The 17,593-nt window shown below is 70.4% G+C and carries 17 protein-coding genes; 6 read left to right on the top strand and 11 right to left on the bottom strand.

Going from position 1 to position 17,593, the window contains the following annotated elements; genetic code table 11:
- Positions 1-132: 132 nt before the first annotated feature.
- From ATC03_RS13870 to ATC03_RS13880, 3 genes are all read right to left on the bottom strand, one after another.
- Positions 133-2,415: an MMPL family transporter gene (locus ATC03_RS13870; protein WP_084003504.1), complete on the bottom strand. Its 2,283-nt coding sequence runs from the start codon at positions 2,413-2,415 to the stop codon at positions 133-135.
- Between the two features lie 90 nt (positions 2,416-2,505).
- Complete coding sequence (locus tag ATC03_RS13875) at positions 2,506-2,763, bottom strand: zf-HC2 domain-containing protein (protein ID WP_067878250.1); 258 nt, start codon at positions 2,761-2,763, stop codon at positions 2,506-2,508.
- A complete protein-coding gene (locus ATC03_RS13880) occupies positions 2,760-3,398 on the bottom strand; it encodes a sigma-70 family RNA polymerase sigma factor (RefSeq protein WP_067878253.1) in 639 nt (212 codons plus the stop codon). The genes ATC03_RS13875 and ATC03_RS13880 overlap by 4 nt, the downstream gene beginning before the upstream one ends.
- A 166-nt stretch (positions 3,399-3,564) precedes the next feature.
- On the opposite strand from ATC03_RS13880, the gene aroA reads away from it, so the two are divergent.
- The 3 genes from aroA (at position 3,565) to bcp (ending at position 6,540) form a co-directional block, all read left to right on the top strand.
- Complete coding sequence (gene aroA / locus ATC03_RS13885) at positions 3,565-4,935, top strand: 3-phosphoshikimate 1-carboxyvinyltransferase (RefSeq protein ID WP_067878256.1); 1,371 nt, start codon at positions 3,565-3,567, stop codon at positions 4,933-4,935.
- Positions 4,932-5,969 carry a ribosome small subunit-dependent GTPase A gene (gene rsgA / locus ATC03_RS13890; RefSeq protein ID WP_067878260.1) on the top strand — a complete coding sequence of 346 codons (1,038 nt, stop codon included), beginning with the start codon at positions 4,932-4,934 and terminating at the stop codon, positions 5,967-5,969. The genes aroA and rsgA overlap by 4 nt, the downstream gene beginning before the upstream one ends.
- A gap of 94 nt (positions 5,970-6,063) precedes the next feature.
- Positions 6,064-6,540 (top strand): thioredoxin-dependent thiol peroxidase, encoded by a 477-nt coding sequence (gene bcp / locus ATC03_RS13895; protein ID WP_067878263.1) that lies wholly within the window; start codon positions 6,064-6,066, stop codon positions 6,538-6,540.
- Positions 6,541-6,588: 48 nt separating this feature from the next.
- On the opposite strand, the gene ATC03_RS13900 is transcribed toward bcp, so the two are convergent.
- Positions 6,589-7,047, bottom strand: coding sequence for a hypothetical protein (locus tag ATC03_RS13900; RefSeq protein WP_179947882.1), 459 nt, complete (start codon positions 7,045-7,047; stop codon positions 6,589-6,591).
- Positions 7,048-7,251: 204 nt separating this feature from the next.
- Here ATC03_RS13900 and ATC03_RS13905 point away from each other — a divergent pair, with 204 nt between their 5' ends.
- Positions 7,252-7,500: a WhiB family transcriptional regulator gene (locus tag ATC03_RS13905; protein WP_055859573.1), complete on the top strand. Its 249-nt coding sequence runs from the start codon at positions 7,252-7,254 to the stop codon at positions 7,498-7,500.
- Between the two features lie 81 nt (positions 7,501-7,581).
- Here the strand turns inward: ATC03_RS13905 and ATC03_RS13910 are convergent, their stop codons facing one another.
- Genes ATC03_RS13910 through ATC03_RS20370 form a run of 3 tightly spaced genes read right to left on the bottom strand, consistent with a single transcriptional unit; the run spans position 7,582 to position 11,007 of the window.
- Positions 7,582-9,075 carry a sensor histidine kinase gene (locus ATC03_RS13910; RefSeq protein ID WP_067878269.1) on the bottom strand — a complete coding sequence of 498 codons (1,494 nt, stop codon included), beginning with the start codon at positions 9,073-9,075 and terminating at the stop codon, positions 7,582-7,584.
- Between the two features lie 58 nt (positions 9,076-9,133).
- On the bottom strand, positions 9,134-10,387 hold the full coding sequence (locus ATC03_RS20365) for a CpaE/TadZ family protein (RefSeq protein ID WP_067878272.1): 1,254 nt from the start codon (positions 10,385-10,387) through the stop codon (positions 9,134-9,136).
- Positions 10,384-11,007 (bottom strand): hypothetical protein, encoded by a 624-nt coding sequence (locus ATC03_RS20370; RefSeq protein WP_067878276.1) that lies wholly within the window; start codon positions 11,005-11,007, stop codon positions 10,384-10,386. The genes ATC03_RS20365 and ATC03_RS20370 overlap by 4 nt, the downstream gene beginning before the upstream one ends.
- A 120-nt stretch (positions 11,008-11,127) precedes the next feature.
- On the opposite strand from ATC03_RS20370, the gene ATC03_RS13925 reads away from it, so the two are divergent.
- Complete coding sequence (locus tag ATC03_RS13925; RefSeq protein WP_067878279.1) at positions 11,128-11,421, top strand: helix-turn-helix domain-containing protein; 294 nt, start codon at positions 11,128-11,130, stop codon at positions 11,419-11,421.
- Between the two features lie 36 nt (positions 11,422-11,457).
- Here the strand turns inward: ATC03_RS13925 and ATC03_RS13930 are convergent, their stop codons facing one another.
- A complete protein-coding gene (locus tag ATC03_RS13930; RefSeq protein WP_067878282.1) occupies positions 11,458-12,066 on the bottom strand; it encodes a hypothetical protein in 609 nt (202 codons plus the stop codon).
- Between the two features lie 173 nt (positions 12,067-12,239).
- On the opposite strand from ATC03_RS13930, the gene ATC03_RS13935 reads away from it, so the two are divergent.
- Positions 12,240-12,677 (top strand): Rv3235 family protein, encoded by a 438-nt coding sequence (locus tag ATC03_RS13935; RefSeq protein WP_067878285.1) that lies wholly within the window; start codon positions 12,240-12,242, stop codon positions 12,675-12,677.
- A gap of 234 nt (positions 12,678-12,911) precedes the next feature.
- On the opposite strand, the gene secA is transcribed toward ATC03_RS13935, so the two are convergent.
- The 3 genes from secA to ATC03_RS13950 form a co-directional block, all read right to left on the bottom strand.
- Entirely contained in the window at positions 12,912-15,704 is a 2,793-nt protein-coding gene (secA, locus tag ATC03_RS13940; protein WP_067878288.1) for a preprotein translocase subunit SecA, read from the bottom strand.
- 263 nt (positions 15,705-15,967) lie between these two features.
- Positions 15,968-16,669 carry a ribosome hibernation-promoting factor, HPF/YfiA family gene (gene hpf, locus ATC03_RS13945; RefSeq protein WP_067878291.1) on the bottom strand — a complete coding sequence of 234 codons (702 nt, stop codon included), beginning with the start codon at positions 16,667-16,669 and terminating at the stop codon, positions 15,968-15,970.
- A gap of 100 nt (positions 16,670-16,769) precedes the next feature.
- The gene (locus ATC03_RS13950; RefSeq protein ID WP_084003505.1) at positions 16,770-17,516 is read right to left on the bottom strand and encodes a ComF family protein; all 747 of its coding nucleotides are present in this window, start codon (positions 17,514-17,516) and stop codon (positions 16,770-16,772) included.
- Positions 17,517-17,593 lie beyond the last annotated feature (77 nt).

Below are 17,593 nucleotides of genomic sequence, written 5' to 3' on the forward strand. Positions count from 1 at the left end.
GGGCGGATGCCGCATGGCATCCGCCCTCTTCCGTTCCCCGGCCACCGTGCCCCGTCCACGGTGCCCCGTCGTTCGTCGTCGTCCACGGCGGACGGGCCGTCCGGGCGGGTCCACCCGCCCGGACGAGCGGACTCAGGCCTTGTGCTCCGCGTGGTGCGCCTCGCTGTCGGAATCGGCGCGAAGGTCGCCCATGACGGCGGCCGTGGCATCCGCTCGCCGTTCCCCGACGTCGGGTCCGGCCCGCCACAGCTTCGACGGCCACCAGATCGCACGTCCGAAGTCGTAGGCGAGTGCGGGCACGAGCAGCGACCGCACGAGGAACGTGTCCAGCAGCACGCCGAACGCGACGATGAACGCGAGTTGCGCGAGGAACAGGATCGGCAGCACGCCGAGCGCGGCGAAGGTCGCCGCGAGCACGAGCCCCGCCGAGGTGATCACGCCGCCCGTGACGACGAGCCCGCGCAGGACGCCCTGACGGGTGCCGTGCTTCACCGATTCCTCGCGCACCCGGGTCATCAGGAAGATGTTGTAGTCCACGCCGAGGGCGACGAGGAACACGAATCCGAACAACGGCACGACCGGGTCGGCGCCGGCGAAGTCGAACACCTGGTTGAAGACGACCGCCGAGACGCCGAGCGCAGCGCCGAACGAGAGCACGACCGTGCCGATGAGCAGCAGCGGCGCGACGATCGAGCGGAGCAGCAGCATCAGGATCAGCAGGATCACGCCGAGCACCAGCGGGATGATGAGGTTGCGGTCGTGGATCGACGCGACCTTCGTGTCGAGGGCCACCGCGGTGACGCCGCCGACGAGCACGGGCTGATCGGTCGTCGAGACGCCCTCGAGGCCGTCGCGCAGGGCGATCACGGTCTCCTCGGCCGCGTCGGAGTCGCTCGCATCGGCCAGGGTCGCGTCGAGCTGCACGAGTCCGTCGACCACGGTCGGGTCGCCGACGGGGGTGCCGGGAGGACCGAGCGGCTGGATGCCGTCCTCGGTCACGGGCAGCGACCCGCTCGGCGAGTCCTCCGAGACGACCGACAGCGAGTCCACGCCATCGGTCGCGAGCACGACCTCGGCCACCGCGTCGAGATCCTCCTCCGACGCGATGACGACGGCGGGGGTGCCCGAGCCGCCCGGGAAGTGCTCGCTCAGCAGCGCCTGCCCGTCGCGGGCTTGCGACTGGCCGAGCACGAACTCGCTCGACGGCACGCCGTCGGCCTTCAGCTGCGTCACGCCGAGCGCCATGACGGCCAGCAGCAGGGTCGAGACGATCCAGGTGACGCGAGGTCGACGTGCCACGAGTCGGGCGACCTTGGGCCAGATGCCCTTGCGAACCACGACGTCGTCGGCCTCGACGTGCGCGCCGAACTTCGGACGCACCGGCCAGAACGCGGCCCGGCCGGCCCAGAGCATGAGCGCGGGCAGCAGCGTGAGCGAGGTGAGCAGCGCGAACGCGATGCCGATCGCCGAGACCGGGCCGAGGAGCTTGTTCGAGGTGAGGTCGCTCGCGAGCAGCATGAGCAGGCCCGCGATGACCGTGCCGCCGGAGGCGAGGATGGGCTCCCACGAGCCGCGCAGCGCCGCCCAGGTGGCGTCCCACTTGCGCTCGTGCTGGTGCAGGGCCTCGCGGTACCGGGCGATGTAGAGCAGCGAGTAGTCGGTCGCGGCGCCGATCACGAGGATGAACAGGATGCCCTGCGTCTGCCCGTTCAACACGAGCACGTCGGCCTTCGCGAGCGACACCACGACGAGCACCGAGGTGCAGAGGGCCGTCAGGCTCGTGCCGAGCACGATGAACGGCAGCAGCGGCGAGCGGTACACGATGACGAGGATCAGGAACACCGCGCCGAACGCGACGAGCAGCAGCAGCCCGTCGATGCCCGCGAAGGCGGCCGAGAGATCGGTCGTGAATCCCGCCGGTCCGGTGACCGCGGCTTCGAGGCCGTCTCCGGATGTCTCGGCCACCCGCTCGCGGATCTCGCCGACGACCTCCTTGACCTCGGCCGACGAGTCGACCTGCACGAAGACCTCCGCGGCCTCGCCGTCCTCGGACTGGACCGCGGGCGAGACGCCGTCGGCGAGCACGCCGTCGATGGACGCGAACGCCTCGGCGTCATCGTCGATCGCCTCGACATCCGCGTCGGTGAGGCCGCCGTCGCGCGCATAGACGACGATCGCGGGGATCGACTCGTCGCCGCGGAACTCGGACTGCAGTGCCTGCACCTCGGCCGATTCGGAGGAGGCGGGCAGGAACTGGGCCTGATCGTTCTCGACGACGTCGCTGAGCGTGCCGAAGGACGCCCCACCGGCGCCGAACGCGGCGAACCAGACGAGGATCAGGACGGTGGGCAGGAGCACCCTGAGCCAGGTCGGGACACGACCGGATCGGGTGGTGGGCGGGGCTGACTCGTTCATCACCCTCGACGGTACGCGCGCACGTCGGGCGCGGGCGTCCGTCGAACGGTTGAACGTCGCACGACGCCGAGTACCGGCGGCGCGGTCGGATCAGTCGGCGGCGACCCCGTGCCCGGCCTGCACCGTGCGGATCTGCGCGAGCACGAGGGTGCGCAGGGTCTCGGGAGCGCTCTCCTTGCAGGCGCGCTGCATCACCTCGGTGATGGCCACGCCGACGCGCACCTCGTTCGAGCAGTCGGGGCAGTTCTCGACGTGCGCGCGGATGTCCGCGGCATCCGCACTGGCGAGTTCGTGGTGCAGGTACTCCTCGAGCTCTGCACGGGCCTTCTCACAGCCGCAGTCGTTCATTTGGGGCTCCTCGGCAGCTTCTGCCTCTTGGGGGTCGGTGCGGCAGTGGCGATGCCCTGCTCGCTCGCGTACTCGGCGAGGGACTCGCGCAGCAGCCGCCTGCCTCGATGCAGGCGGCTCATCACGGTCCCGATGGGGGTGTTCATCATGTCGGCGATCTCCTGGTAGGAGAAGCCCTCGACGTCGGCGAAGTACACCGCGAGGCGGAAGTCTTCGGGCAGCGCCTGGAGCGCGTCCTTCACGGCGCTGTCGGGCAGGTGGTCGATCGCCTCGGCCTCGGCCGAACGCGACGACCGGGCCGTCGTCGACTCGGCACCGCCGAGCTGCCAGTCCTCGAGTTCGTCGATCGTGCCCTGGTACGGCTCGCGCTGCTTCTTGCGGTACGTGTTGATGAAGGTGTTCGTGAGGATGCGGTACAGCCACGCCTTGAGGTTGGTGCCCTGCGTGAACTGGCCGAAGGCCGCGTAGGCCTTCACGAACGTCTCCTGCACCAGGTCCTGCGCATCGGCGGGGTTCTTGGTCATGCGGAGCGCCGCGGCGTACAGCTGATCGATGAAGGGCAGGGCCTGCTCTTCGAACAGTTCGCCGAGCGGACGCTCGGACTCCGATACGGTGTCGATCTCGTCGGCAGTCATCACCGGCCATCCTAGGCCGTCGGCCTGTGACGCCACTCTGCGGCGGCGACGGGTCGAAACGGATGCCGACATCGACCCGGACCCGCTGGTGACGGGGGTACGCAGCTCTGCCACGGGCACGCGCATCAACTCCTTCCGCGTTCTCGAACGCTATTCTTGGTAACCGATGCTGATCTCGAAGTATTCCGAGCCCGAGTTCGATCCGTACGGCGACCGCCGCGAGACCGAGCCCGACCCGGGCTGGCTCGCGCCCGTCGCCGAGAAGGCCCTCGACTCGGTGCTCGCGCTCCCGGGTTCGAAGTCGCTGACCAACCGCGAACTCGTGCTCGCCGCCCTCGCCGACGGTCCGTCGACGCTGCACGCGCCGCTCTGGTCGCGCGACAGCGAGCTCATGATCGACGCCCTGCGCGCCCTCGGCACCTCGTTCGAGCGCATGCCGGCAACCGGCGGCTTCGGCGACGACCTGCGCGTCATCCCGGCCGACGAGCTGCTGGGCTCCACGACGATCGAGTGCGGCCTCGCCGGCACCGTCATGCGGTTCGTGCCGCCGGTCGCGGCGCTCGCGCTCGGACCCACCACGTTCGACGGCGACGAGGGCGCCCGACGCCGACCCATGGGCGGCTCGATCGACGGCCTGCGCGCACTCGGCGTCGACCTCGACGACGATCGCCGCGGCGCCCTGCCGTTCACCGTGCACGGCACCGGGCGCATCGAGGGCGGCACGGTCGAGCTCGACGCATCCGCCTCCAGCCAGTTCGTCTCCGGCCTGCTGCTCTCCGCGGCCCGCTTCGAGCGCGGACTCGACCTGCGCCACACCGGCGAGCGCCTGCCGAGCCTGCCGCACATCGAGATGACCATCGAGACGCTGCGCCAGCGCGGCATCGAGGTCGCCTCCCCCGAGCCCGGGCGCTGGATCGTCGAGCCCGGCCCCATCCGTGCGGTGGATGTCGCGATCGAACCCGACCTCTCGAACGCGGCACCGTTCCTCGTTGCCGCGCTCGTCGCGGGCGGCAGCGTCAGCATCGTCGGCTGGCCCGACACCACGACGCAGGTCGGCGCCCAGCTCGAGCAGCTGCTCCCCCGCTTCGGTGCGATCGTCGAACGTGCCGGAGACCGGCTCACCGTCCGGGCGCCTGAGCGCACCGCAGACGGCGGCCGCGGCATCCGCGGAGCCGATCTCGACCTCTCGGAGGCCGGCGAACTGGTGCCGAACCTCGTCGCCCTGGCCGCGTTCGCCGACGGACCCAGCACCTTCACGGGCATCGGGCACATCCGCCACCACGAGACCGATCGTCTCGCGGCGCTCGTCGCCGAGCTGAACGGGCTCGGCGGCGACGTGCGCGAACTCGACGACGGCCTGCAGATCGTGCCCGCACCGCTGCACGGCGGCCCGTGGCGCGCCTACGCCGACCACCGCATGGCGACGACGGGCGCGATCGTCGGACTCGGCGTCGACGGCGTCATCGTCGACGACATCGGCTCCACGAGCAAGACCCTGCCCCAGTTCACCGCGCTCTGGGAGCAGATGCTCGCATGAGCTGGTGGGACGCGGGCGACGACGAGGACGAACCCGAGTTCGACGAGTCGAGCGTTCGGGTGCGTCCCAGTCGTCGCGGCAGTCGGCCGCGCACCAAGACGCGCCCGCAGCACGCCGACGCCGTCGTCGGCCTCGTGCTCGGAGTGGACCGCGGGCGCTACACGGTCATGGTCGACGAGAACGGCCCCGACGAGCGCACACTGACGGCCGCTCGGGCGAGCGAACTGCGACGCAAGTCCGTCGTCACGGGCGACCGCGTCGACCTCGTCGGCGACACCACGGGCGACGAGGGCTCGCTCGCCCGCATCGTGCGCGTGCTCGAACGCAGCACCCTGCTCCGCCGCAGCGCCGACGACACCGACGAGGTCGAGCGCGTCATCGTCGCCAACGCCGACCAGATGCTCATCGTCGTCGCCGCGGCGAACCCCGAGCCGCGCATCCGGCTCGTCGACCGCTACCTCGTCGCCGCGTACGACGCCCGCATCCAGCCGATCCTCTGCATCACGAAGACCGACCTCGCCGACCCGTCCGAGTTCCTCGAGAACTTCGCCGGACTCGACCTGCCGGTCGTGCGGTCGCGCACCGACGACATGCCGATCGAACTGATCACCGCCGAGCTCGTCGACCACCGCACCGTGTTCGTCGGCCACTCGGGCGTCGGCAAGTCGACCCTCGTGAACGCGCTCGTCCCCGGTGCCGACCGCGCGACCGGCGTCGTCAACACCGTCACCGGACGCGGGCGGCACACGTCGTCGTCGACCGTCTCGCTGCGCCTGGACTCCCCCGCCGGACGCGGCTGGGTCATCGACACCCCCGGCGTGCGCTCGTTCGGCCTCGGCCACGTGGACCCCTCGAACATCCTCGGCGCCTTCAGCGATCTCGCCGCCATCGCCGAGCAGTGCCCGCGCGGCTGCACGCACCTGCCCGACGCCCCCGACTGCGCCATCGTCGAAGCGGTCGACGCCGGAGAACTCGGCGACACCGGCCGCGCCCGACTCGACTCGTTGCAGCGGTTGCTCGAGACGTTCCGATGAGCGTCGCCTGCCGACGCGCCACCGCCCGCCCGCGGCATCCGTCGCACCAGACGTGCGCAGCCAACCCTCGTCGCAGCCGTGACACGATGGAAGCATGACCGACGCACGACTCGCCCCCGGCGACCTCGCACCAGACTTCACCCTGAACGATCAGCACGGCACCCCCATCACGCTCTCGTCGCTCCGCGGCGAACGCGTCGTGCTCTACTTCTACCCCGAGGCGATGACCCCCGGCTGCACGACCGAGGCCTGCGACTTCCGCGACAACCTCAACTCGTTCGCCTCCGCAGGCGTGCGGGTGGTCGGCGTCTCCAAGGACGCCGTCGAGAAGCTCGCCCGCTTCGCCGAGCGCGACGGACTGAACTACACGCTCCTCTCCGACGAGGATGTCGCCGTGCAGCAGCGCTACGGCGTCTGGGGCGAGAAGCAGAACTACGGCAAGACCTACATCGGGTCCATCCGCTCGACCCTGGTCATCGGCGTCGACGGCGTCATCGAGCACGCCTGGTACAACGTCAAGGCCACCGGGCACGTCGCACGCGTGCGTCGCGAGCTCGGGCTCGACGGCTAGGCCCACGCCACCGCGCCCGCTGCAGACGCCGACGGGCGCCCACGACGCTCACGCGCCGTGCGGCGCCCGTTCGGCGTCGTCGCGCGAGTACGCCAGGCGCACGGGCGTCCACAGCAGGAGCCCGATCACGGTGATCGCCGGCACCAGCAGCACCCACCCGACATCCGGCCTCGCGAACATGCCCTGGAACGCGCCGACCGCGATCGACACCTGCAGCACCTGCCACACGATCGCCGACCCTCGCGACCACGGCGCACGCCGCAGCGAACCGATCGCGATCGCACCGACCCACAGCGCGGCGATCAGCACGAGCACGAGCAGTGCGATCGCCGTCGCGTACGACGACGGCGCGAGTGAGAGCAGATCGACGACCAGCCAGACCACCACCGCGATCAGTCCGAGCGCCTCCAGGACGAGCACGCCCGAGATCGTGATCAGCGCCGCGCGCACGCCTCCGGCATCGGATGCGTTGCGCGGCATGTTCGCGTCAGTTTCGTCGGTATTCACAGCGATATCCCATTCACGGCTATTGATTCGGTCTCATCACTATGCGAACATTTATGAGGCCGAATTGATGCTCACAGGGACGTGAGCCGATCGATTCCGATCCTACTTCCCGTAATTCGGCCATTCCCCCAAAGCAGCACAGCCGGCTACGGCTCGCGCAATCGTGCGCGTCTGCAAACGAAACACATCGCAAGGAGCATCTTCATGGATTGGCGCGACAAGGCCGCCTGCCTCACGGCTGACCCGGAGCTTTTCTTCCCGGTCGGCAACACTGGTCCCGCCGTCGACCAGATCGAGAAGGCGAAGGCCGTGTGCGCCCGATGCACCGTCACCGAGATCTGCCTCCAGTACGCCCTCGAGACCGGTCAGGACTCGGGCGTGTGGGGTGGCCTCAGCGAAGACGAGCGCCGCGCACTCAAGCGCCGCGCGGCCCGCGCACGTCGCGCCGGCTGACCCAGCCTGCACCACAGCACGGAACGGCGCCGCGACCCTCGAGGTCACGGCGCCGTTTCGCGTTCGAGGCGAGGTGCGATCTCAGGCGGACGTGATCCAGCGCAGCGGAACCTCGATGGTGACCTCGGTGCCGCGGCCGACGACCGTGTGCCAGTCGATGGTGCCGCCCAGCTCGCCCTGGATGAGCGTGCGCACGATCTGCGTGCCGAGGCCCTCGCCGACCTTGCCCTCCGGCAGGCCGGATCCGGTGTCGCGCACCTGCACGCTGAGCATCGTGTCGGAGCGCTCGGCGATGATCTCGACATCGCCCTCCTGACCCGCGAGTCCGTGCTCGACCGCGTTCGTCACGAGCTCGGTCAACGCGAGCGCGAGCGGGGTCGCGTACTCGCTCGGCAGGACGCCGAACGAGCCGGAGCGCTTCGGATGCGCGGTGGTGTTGTGGGCCGAGGCGACCTCGGCGACGAGCAGCAATGCGCGGTCGAACACGGCGTCGAAGTCGACGTTCTGCGAGAGGCCCTCCGACAGGGTGTCGTGCACGACGGCGATCGCGCCGACGCGGCGCATGGCCTGCGTCAGCGCCTCGCGCGCCTCGTCGGAGTGCGTGCGCCGCGCCTGGATGCGCAGCAGCGACGCGACCGTCTGCAGGTTGTTCTTGACGCGGTGGTGGATCTCGCGGATCGTCGCGTCCTTGGTGATGAGCTCCTGCTCCTGGTGGCGGAGTTCGGTCACGTCGCGACTCAGCACGATCGCACCGATGCGCTCGCCCGTGCGCCGGATCGGAATCGCCCGCAGCGACACCGTCACCCCGCGCGACTCGACGTCGGTGCGCCACGGGGCCCGGCCCGTGACCACGAGCGGCAGGGATTCATCGACCACGAGCTTGCCCGTGAGCAGTCGCGTGGTGACCTCGGCGAGCGACTCGCCCTCGAGCTCGTCTTCGAAGCCCATGCGGTTGAACGCCGAGAGCGCGTTGGGGCTCGCGAACGTCGTCGTGCCGTCGACGTCGAGCCGGATCAGGCCGTCGGAGGCTCGCGGTGCGCCCCGTCGCGGACCGGTCGGCGCACCGAGGTCGGGGAAGTCTCCCGAGGCGATCATCTCGAACAGCTCGTCGGCGCACTCGTTGAACGTGAGCTCCTGTCGGCTCGCGGTGCGCGTTGCCCCCAGGTTCGTGTGCCGGGTGATCACCGCGACCGGCTCCGGTGCGACCTTCGTGCCCGTCAGCGCCAGGCGCCGCATGACGGGCACGGCGCGAACGCGGGTCGGCATCTCCTCGTACCAGTCGGGCGCCGAGGAGTCGGCGATGCGCGCACCGTGGAACGCCTCGTCGACGAGTTCGCGCCACTGCGACTTGATCGGCTGGCCGACGAAGTCGCGGTAGAAGAGGGTGGCCGCGCTCGACGGACGCGAGTGCGCGACGGCGACGAAGTCGTCGTCTCCGGAGGGCACCCAGAGCACGATGTCTGCGAAGGCGAGGTCCGCGAGCAGCTGCAGGTCGCCGACGAGCATGTGCAGCCAATCGACGTCGGCCTGACTGCTGCGGCCCTGGGCGAGGACGAGATCACTGAGGGTCGACACGGTTCAAGCGTACTGGTCGGATGCCGCGGCCATCGCGACTCCGCCGCACAGGCCCGCGTCAGGTCGCCGCGACCCCGGCCCGAACGGGACCGAACCGGCGCCGCCGCACGGCGACCGGCGGCGCCGGCAGGAACGCGTCGTGCGCGAAGTCGCGGACCGCCGTGCGGAGCGGGGACTTCGGCGCCGCGTCGCGCAGGGTGCGCGCAGTGAGGATCGCGGCATCGACCGCCCTGCCGTCGTGCGGGAGCATGACGACGTCCGAGAGCCCGGCGAACCGTCGCATCGTCTGGCGGACCTGCCCGTAGGCGTCGATGCCGAGCGCGCTCGTGCGGACGCGGTTCACGACCACGCGGATGCGGCCGGGGTCGACGAGGTCGACCAGCTCGGCGTGCCCGCGGAGCAGCCTCGAGAGCCCGACCGGATCGGCCAGGCCGACGGCGACGACCTCGTCGGCGAGCGCGAGGGTCGCGAACGTGGCCGCGTTGCGACGCGGTGCGAACTGGTCGCTCGTGAGTTCCTCGTCGTGCTCGAGGCTGAACCCGGTGTCGACGACGACGTAGTCGACCCATTCGCGGATCGAGCCGAGGGCGGTCGTGACCCGATCGCGCGCGAGTTCGGGCCACCGGCTCGGGCCGACGAGCCCCGTGAACACCTCGAACGACGCGCGAGCGCTCGAGTAGCGCTGCGCGATGCGTTCGAGCTCGCCCCGATCGAGCGCCCCAGACCCTGCGAGACGGCAGGCCGAGGCGAATCCGGGCGCCTCGTCGAGGAGCCCGAGCGAGGCGGCCACGACGCCGCCATAGGGGTCGGCATCGACGAGGGCCACCCGATGCCCGGCCGCGGCGAGCTCCGCCGCGAGGTTCACGGCGACCGTCGTGCGCCCTGGAGCGCCAGCCGGCCCCCACACGGCGATGACGGATGCCGCTCGCACGGGTTCGTGCCCCGCCGCGTTGCCGTGCGCCGCCGCGGGTACGGGCACGCCGCCGCTCACGATGGGTTCGAGTTCGCGCCAGGTCGACGCGAGCTCGAACACCTCGTGGAGTCCGAGCGCACGGGCCTGCGCGCGCTCCGCGTCGTCGGCGGCGAGGGCGACGATGCGGATGCCGCGGAGGTCGCATGCTTCGAGCAGTGCCGCGCTCAACGCCGAGCGTCCGGCGCCGACGAGCACGACCTCGGGCGCCAGGACGTCGAGTCCCGTGAGCAGGTCGTTCGGTGCGAGCGCGCGCCCGACGATGAGGTGGCCGTGCTCGACGGCATCGGCGAGGAGCCGGTCTTCTGCGGCCTGTTCCAGCGCGAAGGCGAGCCGGCTCATCGCTCGGCCTCGGGCCTGGCAGGCACCAGGTCGATCGCGTCCTCGGCGGCCAGCGCCTGCAGCAGCGCGGCGACGCGGTCGCGCGGCACGAGGAGCTCGACCGACCTCTGGTCGCCGTCGACCATGCCGCCGCTGTCGATGATCGCCGCGACCTCGGCTTCGGGCACGAGGACGGTGGGCGGCTCGGACTCGCCTCGGCCGAGCTGCCGGGCGGACCAGACGTCGACCACGGTGCCGCGGTCGACGCCCTCGGGCAGAGCTCCCCTGCTTGGCACGACGACGGTCGCGAGGCCCGCGCGGTCGACGTCGTCGACTGAGGCGAGCGGCACGAGTTCTCCTGAGCGGATGGTGCTCGTGACGAGCAGTCCGCCGTCGGGCAGCGCGTCGGGTTCGAGGTACCGCACCTCGGTCGAGCCGAACCGCACACGCTCGACGATGAGGTCGGCCTCGCGGATGAGGGCGCCCGGAGTGAACGTCTCGGTCGCCGTGTAGACCTCGGTCGCGTCGTCGAGGCCGCTGACCAGCGTGTACACGCCCGCCGTCGAGCCGACGATCAGCACGACGCCGATGATCAGGCGCGGGTCGATGCGGATCGATCCGCGCTCCGTGCGACGAGGCATCGTGCTCCCTTCGGCGACGCGGTCCGTCGCACCGGGACCATCGTTCCGGATGGCTGGCGAATCGCCATGAAGTTATCCACACGGAGGCTCGGATCGCTCCTTCCGGTCGATAATCGAGAAATGAGCACATCAGATGCGAGCGAGCTGGGGCGTTTCCTGTCGATCGCCGACGCCGCGCAAATGCTCGAGGTCGACGCGGCCACGATCACGGGGCTCATCCGGTCGGGCGAGCTGCCGGCCATCAGGGTCGGCGACGCCGGCCCGTGGCGCATCGAGCGCACCCAGCTCGAGTTCTGGATCGACTTCCGGCTCGAGCAGACCAGGCGCTCCGCGCTCTGGGAGCAGGGCGAGTTCGCCGACGTCACCGACTTCTCGAACGTCACCGCGCTCGGGCCGCGCCGCCTCCACCCCTGAGGCGCGGCGCCCGGTGGGCGCGCGACGCGGCCTCGATCAGCTCGGTGCGCCGAATGAGACGAGCATCACCCGATCGAGCGGCACGATCCGGTATCCCTGCACCTCGCGCTCGCGGCGCGGCGTGCCGGCCGGGTGCAGCGCGAGATCGAGGTGGTCGCGGGCGACCCGATCGATCGTGCCGTGCACGCGCCCGCTCTCGGTCAGCACGTGCACGGGTGCACGGCGCCGGCTGAGGTCCCTGAGCGGGAACGCGAGCCCCATTCGATCGGTCAGGCTCGACGACGCCTCCGGCATCGGCTCGAGGCTCCGCTCGAGCAGCGTCGGGCCGGCTAGCACGGCCGCGATCGCCTCGAACGGCACGATGCAGTGCCGCCCGCTGCGGTCGCCGTCGAGCTGATCGGCGCTCATCCAGTCGCGACCGAACGCGGACGGGCGCACGGCGAGCGTCGCGCCGGTGCGGAGCTCGACGCGGATGAAGGCGGCGAGATCGTCGTGGATGGCTCGCGCCATGCCCGCGAACCGATCGCGGAGGCTCAGACGGCCGAGCCGCAGACGCTCCTCTTCGAGCGCGAGGGCTCGCTCCTCGTCGCGCTGCTCCTGGTCGAGTCGCGCCTCCAGGTCGTCGAACAGGAGGTCCCACCGCATGCAGGCACGTTACCTGCCGTGACGTCGGTGAGCGCGCTGTTCTCCACAGGTTGAAACACCCTCTTGACATGTATTCCGCCGCGCTCATACATTCAACGCAGGGCCGCCCGAATTGTCCCCCATTCGGGGGCCCGCCCCCCAGGCCCACGCCGTCCCCTCCCGATGGAGCACAGATGCCCGCACGCCCCGCCCTGCGCCCCGACGCGCGCACCTCCGCTGCGTTCCTCGACGATGACGAGTTGTTCGGCCCGCAGGCGTCGAGACGCACTGAGCTGCCCGATCCCTCGGCCATGCTGCAGAGCCTCACGCACTGCGTCGTCGAGGTGATGGCCGGGGCTCGCGACCTCGAACAGCTCGCTCGCTGGGTCACCGACGACGTCTACCGCAGCCTCTCGATGCGCGTCGTCCTCGCCAATCGGTCCCGTCGGGTCAAGGGCGTCGCGCCGCAGCGTCCCGTGTTCCGCTTGGGGCGCGTCGTGACGAGCGAACCCGCCGACGGCGTGGTCGAAGCCGTCGTGCTCGTGCACCAGCCTCACCGGGTGCGCGCCGTCGCGATCCGCCTCGAGGGCCTCGATCAGCGGTGGCGGGCGAGCGCGATCACGGTCCTCTGACCGCGACCTGGGTCGGTCCGGCGCACCGGCGATCGACGACGGGCGATCCGGTCGGGCGAACACCCCGTGCCGACGTCCGCACACCCGCCCACGCCGTGACGCGCGCCGACCACGGCCATCACCGGCTGATGCGACGATCACCCGACACCGACAACGACAACGACGACGACAACGACGACGACAACGACGACGGGGCCGGCCATCCATCGGATGACCGGCCCCGTCGCCTTTGGGCTAGTTGCCCTTGCGCTCCTGAGCGCGGCGCTCTGCCCGGTTCTGCGGTGCCGCATCGCCGCCGCCGTCGCCGCGCTGCCCGAAGGCACCGCGAGGCTGCTCGGCCGCCGGGGCCTGCGGCTGCGACTGCGCCTGGGCGACCGCGCGACGGGCGCGCTGCGTGGCGGCCTGCTGCACCTGTCCGCGATCGTTGCGCACCTCGACGCCGCCCGAGTCGCTCGGGGCGGAGTAGCTGAGCTTGTCCTGGGGAGCCTCGGGGCGCGAGAGTCCCTTCGCCTCGATGCCCGCACCCTGCGGCGCGACCTCGACCTCGAGGTTGAAGAGGAATCCGACCGTCTCTTCGCGGATGGAGCCCATCATCTGCTGGAACATGGCGTAGCCCTCGCGCTGGTACTCGACCAGCGGGTCGCGCTGGGCCATGGCGCGCAGGCCGATGCCGTCCTTCAGGTAGTCCATCTCGTAGAGGTGGTCGCGCCAGCGGCGATCGATGACCGAGAGCACGACGCGTCGCTCGAGCTCGCGCATCGCGGGGCTGCCGAGCTGCTGCTCACGACGGTCGTACGCGAGCTTCGCGTCGGACATGATCTCGGTACGGATGAACTGGCGGTTCACGCGACCCTTCTCGCCCGCCTCGGCGACGACCTCGTCGATCGTGATGCCGATCGGGTAGAGCGTCTTGAGCTCGGTCCAGAGGGCGTCGAAGTCCCACTCGTCGGGGTTGCCCTCGGCCGTGTGCGAGTCGAGCACCTCGTCGACGACGTCTTCGAGGAAGCGCTGCGTGCGCTCGTGCAGGTCGTCGCCCTCGAGCACGTGACGGCGGTCGCCGTAGATGGCCTCGCGCTGGCGGTTGAGGACGTCGTCGTACTTGAGCACGTTCTTGCGGATCTCGGCGTTGCGCGCCTCGACCTGCGACTGCGCCGAGCGGATGGCTCGGGAGACGACCTTCGATTCGATGGCCACGTCGTCGGGCACGCCGCGCGACATGAGGCTCTCCGCCGCACCCGCGTTGAAGAGGCGCATGAGGTCGTCGGTCAGCGACAGGTAGAAGCGGCTCTCGCCGGGGTCGCCCTGACGGCCGGAACGACCGCGCAGCTGGTTGTCGATGCGACGCGACTCGTGGCGCTCGGTGCCGAGCACGTAGAGTCCGCCGGCCTCGAGCACGCGCTCGGCCTCGGTCGAGACCTCTGCCTTCACGGCGTCGAACACGCCGTCCCAGGCGGCCTCGTACTCGTCGGGCGTCTCGACGGGGCTGAGTCCCTTCTCGTGCATCTGCTGCACGGCGAGGAACTCGGCGTTGCCACCGAGCATGACGTCGGTACCGCGGCCGGCCATGTTCGTGGCGACCGTGACGGAGCCGTACCGACCTGCCTGCGCGACGATCGCCGCCTCGCGTGCGTGGTTCTTCGCGTTCAGCACTTCGTGCCGGACGCCCTTCTTGGCGAGCAGTCGCGAGAGGTACTCGCTCTTCTCGACGCTCGTGGTGCCGACGAGCACCGGCTGGCCCTTCTGGTGCCGCTCGACGATGTCCTCGACGACCTGGGCGAACTTGATCTCCTCGTTCTTGTAGACGAGGTCGGACTGGTCGATGCGGAGCATCGGCTTGTTCGTGGGGATCGGCACGACGCCCAGCTTGTAGGTCGCCATGAACTCGGCGGCCTCGGTCTCGGCCGTACCGGTCATGCCCGAGAGCTTGTCGTAGAGGCGGAAGTAGTTCTGCAGCGTGACGGTCGCGAGGGTCTGGTTCTCGGCCTTGACCTGCACGCCCTCCTTCGCCTCGATGGCCTGGTGGATGCCCTCGTTGTAGCGGCGGCCGACGAGGATGCGACCGGTGTGCTCATCGACGATGAGCACTTCGCCGTTCATCACGACGTAGTCCTTGTCGCGCTTGAACAGGGCCTTCGCCTTGATGGAGTTGTTCAGGAACGAGATGAGCGGGGTGTTCGCCGACTCGTAGAGGTTGTCGATGCCGAGGTAGTCCTCGACCTTCTCGATGCCCTCTTCGAGCACGCCGACGGTGCGCTTCTTCTCGTCGACCTCGTAGTCCTCGCCGGGCGTGAGACGGCGGGCGAGGTTCGCGAACTCGGCGAACCAGCGGTTCGCCTCGCCCGATGCCGGACCCGAGATGATGAGCGGCGTGCGCGCCTCGTCGATGAGGATCGAGTCGACCTCGTCGACCACCGCGAAGAAGTGCCCGCGCTGCACCATGTCGGCCGTCTGCCACGCCATGTTGTCGCGCAGGTAGTCGAAGCCGAACTCGTTGTTCGTGCCGTAGGTGATGTCGGCGGCGTACTGCTCGCGACGCACCTGCGGGGTCTGGCCGGCCACGATGCATCCGGTGGTCATGCCGAGCGCACGGAACACGCGGCCCATGAGCTCGGACTGGTAGCTCGCGAGGAAGTCGTTGACCGTGATGACGTGCACGCCACGGCTGGCGAGCGCGTTCAGGTAGGCGGCCGTGGTGGCGACGAGCGTCTTGCCCTCACCGGTCTTCATCTCGGCGATGTTGCCGAGGTGCAGGGCGGCGCCGCCCATGAGCTGCACGTCGAAGTGGCGAAGGCCGAGGGTGCGGCGGCTCGCCTCGCGCACCGCGGCGAAGGCCTCGGGCAGCAGGTCGTCGAGGGACTCGCCGTTGGCGTACCGCTCGCGGAACTCGACCGTCTCGTGCTTCAGCTCCTCGTCGGTGAGGGCGGTGAAGTCGTCTTCGAGCGCGTTGATGGCCGCCGCGTAATTCTGCAGTCGCTTGAGGGTTCGGCCCTCGCCGACGCGGAGGACCTTCTCCAGAATCGAAGCCACGAATGATCTCCTGTCATTGCGGCGCGCCATGTTCTCGGAGGAACGTCCCTCGGGTGGAACGCCGAAGGCACGCCGGGTTGCGCCGTATCGACGGCAGCATAACCATGCTAGCGGGCAGCGGGCTGGGCGGTCTCGGTGAGGAGACCGTACGGGCACGATCGGACTTCGCCCGTCGCGAACGCGACGACGCCACCGACTCGCGGGTTCGCGATCTCGGTGGCGTCGTCCGCCCTCAGCGGGGCGATGGCTGACGGATGCCGCGGCTAGGCGCTCGCGCGCTGCAGCGGGACCTCTTCGTCGTCGATGAACGCGTCGGCGTCCTCGTCGAGGCCGATGAGGCCGTAGTCCCAACCCTTGCGGCGATAGACGACGCTCGGACGACCGGTCTCGGAGTCGACGAAGAGATAGAAGTCGTGACCGACCAACTCCATGAACGACAGTGCATCGTCGACGGTCATGGGCGACTTGGCGAACACCTTCCGGCGGATGACGACCGGGCAGTACACGTCGTCGTCCTCGGGGACGGACGCGGCCTCGTCGATGACGGGGATGGATCCGGTGCGCACCTGCTCGAGGACCTCGGGTCGGGCGGCCTGCACGCCCACCTCTGCGAAGCCGAGGTCGGTCGCCTCTCGGATCGAGGTCGGCCGATGCTGGCCGCGATGGACCTTTCGGCGGTCTTTGGCCCGGCGGATGCGTTCGAGCAATCGGCCGAGCGCGACGTCGAACGCCGCGTACTTGTCGGAGCCGTCGGCCTCGGCCCGGACGACGGGCCCCTTGCCGACGAGAGTGAGCTCGACGCGGTCGGGCCCGGTGTTGCCGTTCTTCTCGTGGTGACGCGAAAGCTTCACGTCGAGCTGAATGGCTCGGTCGGCGAGGTGGGAGATCTTCTCCGACTTCTCGGTCGCGTAGGTACGGAAGCGATCCGTGATCCCCAGGTTTCGTCCGACGATGTTCAGTTCCATGACGACCTCCATCCACCGACGTGTCACCCGGTTCTGAAGGGTGGTAGTCCACGCCTGTCCTGCCACCGTAGTCTGCCCACCATCGGATGTCACCATCTGTTCACCGAGAGGATCCTGAACGTCGCCCGATGCGCAACGGCGTCTCGGCGAGCACGGCCACGGCCTCGACGGTCGCGCCGGCGGCCACCAGCGCACGGCGTGCCTCGAGGAGGGTCGAGCCGGTCGTCAGCACGTCGTCGACGAGCAGGAACCGGTGGCCGTCGAGGCGCTTGCGGGCCACGAGCCCGCCCGCGGCGTTGGCGGCTCGGGCGGCGGCGCCGAGTCCGGCCTGGTCGTCGCGCTCGCGCGCGAGCCGCAGCACCGGGGTCGACCGGATGCCGCATGCGGCGAGCAGCACAGGCACCGGCCGGTATCCGCGAGCGCGGAGCGCGGCCGGCGTCGACGGCACCGTCGCCACGAGCAGGCCGCCCCCGCTCGCGCCTCCGAGCGTCCGCGGCACGCCCACGAGGGCGGTGCCGATCGACGCGGCGAGCGCCGGGGCGAGCACGCGCGCGACATCCGCTCGCCCTCCGTCTTTGAAGGCGCCGATGAGGGACGCCACGACGTCGCCGTATTCGAGCCCCGCATGAACCCTGAGTTCCGCCCGCGACACCTCGACAGGCCGTGCGGCCGCCGCGTCCCGGCACCCGGCGCAGACCGCGACGTCGGGCTGTCCGCACCCGGCGCACGAGACCGGCATCACCGTCGCGAGGGCGGCAGCGAGGGCTGCCGCGAGCGCGGCGCCCACCGACCCGTCAGCAGGCGCGGCGCGCTCGAGGCGGGTCGAACGGGCGAGAGGGGACGACATGCACCGAGCGTGAGGGTCGCGCCGCGACATCCGCCCCCGAGAACTCGGCAGGCACGACGGATGCCGCGTGCGCATGC

The organism is Agromyces aureus (assembly GCF_001660485.1).
In the GTDB taxonomy this organism is placed as follows: Bacteria; Actinomycetota; Actinomycetes; order Actinomycetales; family Microbacteriaceae; genus Agromyces; species Agromyces aureus.